This is a genomic window from Nonomuraea sp. NPDC049637 (genome assembly GCF_040675235.1).
In the GTDB taxonomy this organism is placed as follows: Bacteria; Actinomycetota; Actinomycetes; order Streptosporangiales; family Streptosporangiaceae; genus Nonomuraea.
In genome coordinates this window covers 103414-109854 of the sequence record NZ_JBFAOM010000034.1, presented here as the reverse complement: position 1 = coordinate 109854, position 6441 = coordinate 103414, and the positions used below count along the sequence as shown (strand labels likewise).

The 6441-nt window shown below is 73.1% G+C and carries 5 protein-coding genes; 2 read left to right on the top strand and 3 right to left on the bottom strand.

The features are described 5' to 3' along the window. The coding region (locus tag AB0J71_RS35675; RefSeq protein ID WP_364418328.1) for a fibronectin type III domain-containing protein at positions 1-3690 on the top strand (3690 nt) is incomplete at its 5' end. A 34-nt stretch (positions 3691-3724) separates the two neighbouring features. Here AB0J71_RS35675 and AB0J71_RS35670 read toward each other — a convergent pair. The 3 genes from AB0J71_RS35670 to AB0J71_RS35660 form a co-directional block, all read right to left on the bottom strand. Then, entirely contained in the window at positions 3725-4138 is a 414-nt protein-coding gene (locus tag AB0J71_RS35670) for a VOC family protein (protein WP_364418326.1), read from the bottom strand. 257 nt (positions 4139-4395) lie between these two features. After that, positions 4396-4773, bottom strand: a complete 378-nt coding sequence (locus tag AB0J71_RS35665) for a GntR family transcriptional regulator (RefSeq protein ID WP_352330917.1) — start codon at positions 4771-4773, stop codon at positions 4396-4398. Next, complete coding sequence (locus AB0J71_RS35660; RefSeq protein WP_364418323.1) at positions 4770-5591, bottom strand: hypothetical protein; 822 nt, start codon at positions 5589-5591, stop codon at positions 4770-4772. Before AB0J71_RS35660 ends, AB0J71_RS35665 begins: the two co-directional genes overlap by 4 nt. A gap of 161 nt (positions 5592-5752) precedes the next feature. Here AB0J71_RS35660 and AB0J71_RS35655 point away from each other — a divergent pair, with 161 nt between their 5' ends. Continuing rightward, complete coding sequence (locus AB0J71_RS35655) at positions 5753-6409, top strand: SAM-dependent methyltransferase (RefSeq protein WP_364418321.1); 657 nt, start codon at positions 5753-5755, stop codon at positions 6407-6409. Positions 6410-6441 lie beyond the last annotated feature (32 nt).

Sequence of the window (6441 nt, the reverse complement as noted above, 5' to 3'; positions counted from 1 at the left end):
GCCGCGGGCGTGACCGGCTACGTCGTGACGGCCTCACCCGGCGGCGCCACCGTGAACACGACGGACACGCAGGCCACGGTCACCGGCCTGACCAACGGCACCGACTACTCCTTCACCGTCACCGCGGTCGGCGCGGCGGGCGCGGGAGACCCGTCGCCGCCCTCGGACGCGGTGCGCCCGGCGCCCGCCGAGGTGCCCATGTCCCCGCCCGCGCTGCTGGTGACCCCCCTCGACCAGCGCGTGGACGTGCAGTGGGCGCCCGCGGTGGACGGCGGCTCGCCGATCACCGGGTACACGGTGACCGTCCAGCCCGGCGGCCGGACCGTCGACACGCCGCCCGACACGACGGTCACCTCGGTGACCGGGCTGGCCAACGGCACCGCGTACACGGTCTCGGTCGTGGCCAGGAACGCGGTGGGCGCGAGCGTCCCGAGCACCGCGGCGGCGGTCACCCCGGCGGCGAGCCGGCCGCCCGGCGCGCCGACGCACCTGCGGGCCGGGCTCCCGGCCTCCGGCAGCGTCCAGGTCAGCTGGGACGCGCCCGCCGACGTCGGCACGGGCCCCGTCACCGGCTACACGGTGACGGCCAGCCCCGGCGGGAAGAGCGCGACGGTCACCGCCACCACCGCCACGATCTCGGGGCTGGACCCGGCCACGGCCTACACCTTCACCGTGCGCGCCGCCAACGCCGCGGGCACCGGCACGGCCAGCGCCCCGACCGAGGCGATCACGCCGAAGCTCACGGTCAAGAGCGAGCCGCGGGTGTTGTCCCCGCAGGCGGCGGTCACGCTGCGGGCCGTACGGGGGCGGGTCCTGGAGTTCGAGAACCCGCCGGCGGAGGTCACCGGGCTCACCGCGGGCACGCTGCTCGTCATCGGCCAGACCGAACGCACCCCCGAAGGGTTCTTCGGCAAGGTGTCCGGCACCGCGCTGCAGAACGGGCGGTTCGTCGTCTCGACCACGGCCGCCTCGCTGAGCGACGCCTTCACCGACGCCAACTTCGCCACCGACGGCCGCGTGGACTCCGGCGACCAGGTGGAGTTCGTGCCGTCGGTGCCGGGGGCGAGGCTCGTCAAACCCGTCGAGAACACCAGTAACCGGGCGGCCGGGCCGCGGATCGGCCTGCGGGACGGGAACCTGGTCATCGAGTTCGAGGAGTCGTTCGAGCAGAAGGGCCGCTCGGTCACGAAGGTCGAGGGCTGGGCGGTGATCGACCAGGACACCAAGATGGGCGCCAGCACCGACTCCGCCGGCCGGGGCGTGGACATCAGCAACACCACGAAGATCAGCTCCGAGGTGCGGGTGAAGCAGGGCCTCGGGTTCGCCTTCGACAAGCGGGTGCACCTCGGGCACGTCAACGGGCCGTGCTTCTCGTTCATGGTGGGCAAGGTGCCGGTCGTGGTGTGCGTGCGCTTCTCGGTCGCGCTGTCGGTCGAGGCGTCCGCGTCGGTCGGGCTGAGCTTCGCCGTCCACTGGGACAAGCAGTTCGGCACGCGCTGCCACACCGGCAAGAGCGGCACGTCCTGCACCCCGAACGACGGCGGCCCGGGCTTCTACAGCGACGGCGGCGTGGGGGCCTACGGCGACGGCACGGTCACCGCCGCCGTCTCCACCGACGTCGAGCTCCTGCTGTACGGCCTGGCGGGCCCCGCCCTGGTGGTGGACGTGCCGGGCGTGCAGCTCAAGGCCGACACCACGCAGAACCCGTGGTGGGAACTGCGGGTGCTGGCCCGGCTCGGGGCCGCCATCGACCTGGGCGCGATCGGCAAGGACTACTCGGTCTGGCGCAAGGACGACATCATCAGCTCGTTCTGGACGGTCACCCACGCCGCGGGCGCGTTCCAGGGCATCAAGGTCACCCCTCAGCTCGGCGGGGTGGGACCGGGGCAGAACTACCAGTTCAAGGTCAGCGTCTCCGGCTATCCCGACGACGTCGTCACCCAGTGGAAGCTGATCAGCGGCCCCGGCACGCTGACCGCGGACGGCCTGTACAACTCCGCGCAGGAGGGCGTGGCCGAGGTCGAGGTGACCAGCCCCGCGACCGGCGGGCACCCGCAGCTGCAGGCCCGCGGCGGGGTCGAGGTCGGCACCAAGTACGGCACACCCGGACCGCCCAAGCTCGACACCTACACCGCGCCGACGCTGCGCGGGGCCACCGTGAGCTGGTCGCCGCCCGCCGACACCGGCATGAGCGACATCTCCGGCTACGTGGTGACCGCGACGGCCGAGGACGGCAGCGGGACCGCGCGTGCGTTCGCCTATGGCGGCGACGCGACGCACCAGCTCGTCCAGGGGCTCACGCCCGGGGTGACGTACAGCGTCACCGTGATCGCGCAGAACGCCCAGGGCAGCGGCGAGCCGTCCGCCCCGCTGAAGCTGACGCCGACGGACGTGATCTTCCTCGGCCCGCCCTCCACGCTCGGCGCGGACCTCGCGGGCAGCACCGAGACGCAGGGCCGCCCCGACTCCTCCGGGACGGCCGGCGGCGCCACCGGCGCCGCGGCCTCCGGCGACGGCCGCTACATCTTCTTCCTGACCAAGGCGCGCAGCAACCTCATGCCGGACGACCGGCGCGCGCCCTCCAGCACGGCGCCGTTCATCCTGCGCAAGGACACGCAGGGCGGCGGCACGCAGGTCGTGTCCATGGGCGCCGACGGCGTCACCCCGGTCACCGGTTTCGTCGGCGGCCCGCTGGCCGGCCGGAACGGCAACGTGGTCGCCTTCACCTCGCTGGAGTGGACCGGCGTGCTGACCCCGAGGTCGGTCGTGCACGACATCGCCGCCAGGACCTCCTGGACGCTGGAGGAGTACGGCTACGTCTCCGCCGTCAGCGACGACGGGCACGCGGTCGTGTACTGGAAGAAGCTGGACGTGCACTCGGCCACCTCCCGGTGGAACCTGTACCGGCAGGTCAAGGGCGGCGCGGCGCAGAAGCTGACCTCGTGCGACTCCCAGACCGACGGCGACTGCCCGACCTCGACGGGCGAGGGCGTCCTGTCCGGCGACGGCAACCGGGTGACCTGGTCCACCTACGACGCCACCGCCCAGAAGTACCGCACCTGGCTGTACGACGCCGCCGCCGGCGGCACGACGGAGATCTTCCCGGGCGCCGACGTCGGCGACCCGATCATCTCCGGCGACGGGCAGGTGGTGGCGCTGCGGTTCACCGCGCATCCGTCCCAGACCTCGTGCCTGATGGTCGCCAGGATCGGCGGCGCCACGCCGGGCGCGGGCAACTGCCTGGTCCCCGAGGACGTCAACGGTCACGGCAAGGCGCTGTTCCTCAGCCAGAAGGGCACCGCGCTGGCCTACGAGTACACCGACGACGACTCGGTGCGCAGCCTGCGCAGCTACCGGGGCGGTGTCACCCATCTGGCGGGCGGCGCGCCGGGGCAGTCGTGGCCGGTGACGGCGTTCATCACCGACGACGACCAGCGCCTGATCTACACCCTCGGCTACGACGGCGGCACGGGCACCGCCGACACCGTCGTCGCCCACGAGGTGCCGGGCGTGTGGTGGGACTTCACGACGGGCGGGATGCCCGGTGGCGCCCCGGCGCCCGCCGCCGCGTCCGACACGGCGTCCGACCGGCGCGCGCCGGCTCGCGATCTACGGGTGCGCATGCCCGACAAGCCGGTCACGCTCGGCTCGACGCGGCCACATCCGGACGTTTCCTCCTCCCGCGATTGACGCCGGCGGGGGATCGGAGAACTGTCGGCGACAGCTACTGGGCGCGGTCGGGCCAGACGGGGCCCTGGTCGGTCCAGACGACACCCTTGTTGCGGCACAGGCAGAAGGGGTGGCCGACGGGGTCGGTGTAGACGCGCCACCCGTAGCCGTTGGGCCCGATGAACTCCTGCCGCAGGGACGCGCCGAGGGCCAGGACGCGGCTCTGCTCGGCCTCGACGTCGTCGACTTCGAAGTCGAGGTGGAACTGCTTGGGGTGCTCGCTGTCGGGCCACTGCGGGGCGCGGTAGCGCTCCACCGGGTTGAAGGCCAGCTCGATCTCGCCGAACTGGATGCCGGCCCAGTTCTCGTGGCTGCCCTCCTTGACCGGGCGACCCGTCACCGCGGAGTAGAAGGCCGCCAGTTTCAGCGCATCCGGGCAGTCGATGATGAAGTCGGTGAGTCGCAGCATCCCGCGATCCTGTCACAAGATCCAGTACGTCGGCCGTGAAGCAGGGCGGCCGATCTGTGGGCGGCGAAACAGTGTGCGCGCATCCGCTATCCGGAGGAAGAGACCAGGGTCATGGATCGTCTCGGCATAGGCCCTCGCAAAAGGAGCTGCGGGAGGTGGCCTTCTCCGCCCGCCGCAAGGGCCCGTCGCGCCGATCCCACCTCGTGCGTCGCCCCCCGCCCCCGTGCCTGGTGACGTGACGCCGCGGCGGGGTGCCGTCATGGAGAGGCCGGTGCCACCGTGCCGGACGTCAGGGCCGCCTGCACGATGCGGAGTGCTTCGGCCGCGTCGAGGCCGACGCTGGCGATCACGGCGGCGTAGTCGGCGGCCGCCCGCCGGGCCCGTTCCCGGCCCTCCTCGCCGGCGGCCGACACGAACGAGCCCGCCCGCCCGCGCGTCTCGATCAGCCCCGCCTCCTCCAGCTCCCGGTACGCCCGGCCGACCGTGTTGACGGCCAGGCCGAGGTCGGCCGCCAGGTGGCGGATGGTCGGCAGCCGGGCGCCCACGGCGAGCGTGCGGTTCTGGATCTGCCGGGCGAGCTGGGCCCGCAACTGCTCGAACGGCGGCACCGGCGAGCCCGCGTCGATGACGATCATCGCAGGCCCACCGCGCGCCGCGCCGTGGCCGCGTACGACGGGGTCCTGGCATGGACGGCGACCAGGGCGAGCACCCCCAGCACCAGGAAACCCACCGCGGCGGCGCTCCACCATCCGGGCGCGAACCCGGACAGCAGCACCACCGGCAGCGCCCACAACACGGGCGGCGCGTAGCTCTCGCGGGCGTCCTCGATCCGCATGACGACGTCGGCCGTCAGGGAGATCTCGTCCTCGGCCACGACGGGCCGGGCCAGCGTCTCGCGCAGTTGCAGGACGGCGACGAGGGCGACTCCGGTCACGGCGACCAGCAGCACCACGGCGGCGTACCGTGCGGTGCCCTCGGTGACGGCCAGCGCGCTCACCCCCAGCGCGAACGCGCAGGCGAAGGTGGCGCCCGCCACGGCGGCGTAGGGCCGTCCGAGCAGGGCGGCCCAGCCGAGCCGCACCGGATGGGCCACCCGTCGCGGCAGCGTGGACCCGGCGCGCCGGTCGACGCGCCGCACCCAGGCGTCCAGCAGGGTCTGGGTCAGCAGCAGCGCGGCGATCGACCCGCTCAGCGCCAGCATCGGCGCCGGCCGGCCCGGCCCGGCGCCGCCGGAGGCTCCCGGCAGGGCGGCGACCTGCGCCAGGGAGGCCGCGATGATCAGCACGGCCAGCAGGACGCTGCCCAGCAGCCGCACCCGCCGCCGCACCGCCAGGCGCGTGGCCAGCAACGGCGTCGGCGTGCCGTCGCCCAGGCCGTGCCGCCGCAGCCAGGTCTCGGCGGACCGGACGTCGGCCGGCGGCGGTCCGGCGTCGGACGTGGAAGCGTTCGTCATGCCTACTCCTTTTGTCGCAAGCTTTGTAGCAACATGGTGCGTCATTCCTTGCGACAAAGTCAACGCCCGGGACGCTCGCCCGCGCGAGGACGCGCAGATCTGACGGACACGTTTGCGACATTCGCCGGGACTGTTCGACAGGGCGGCCGTAGGGTGCGGTCATGGACTGGCAGACCTGGCACGACGAATACGACCTCGACGACTCCGTCCTGGCGCGGCGGCTGCAGGTCGTCCAGGACCAGCTTCGGCTGGCACTGGACGCTCGCCCGCCTGGTCCGCTGAAGGTGATCAGCTTGTGCTCGGGGCAAGGCCGTGACCTTCTCGGCGTGATGGCCGATCATCCCCGTCGTGGCGACGTCCGGGCGCGCCTGGTCGAACTGGATCCAGGCAACGCCGCGATCGCCCGGGCCGCGGCCGCGGCCGCAGGGCTGGACCAGGTCGAGGTGGTGACGGCTGACGCCGCGCTCACCGACCACTACCAGGACCTGGCGCCGGCCGACATCGTGCTGGCCTGCGGGATGTTCGGCAACATCACCGACGAGGACATCGAGCGCACGATCGGCTTCTGCCCACAGCTGTGCGCCACCGGCGCCACCGTCATCTGGACGCGGCACCGCCGCGCGCCGGACCGGGTTCCGCTGATCTGCGCCTGGTTCGAGGAGCGAGGATTCGACCGGACGTGGCTGTCCGACCCCCAGGCGGGTTTCGGCGTGGGGGTGCATCGCTACACGGGCCGGCCGCAGCCGCTGGCTCTCGGCGAGCGCATGTTCCAGTTCGTCGGCTACGACGTCCTCGAGGGCACCAGTCCGCAGGCTTGAACCCTGGCGCGACCGCCCGTGATCCGGCGCTG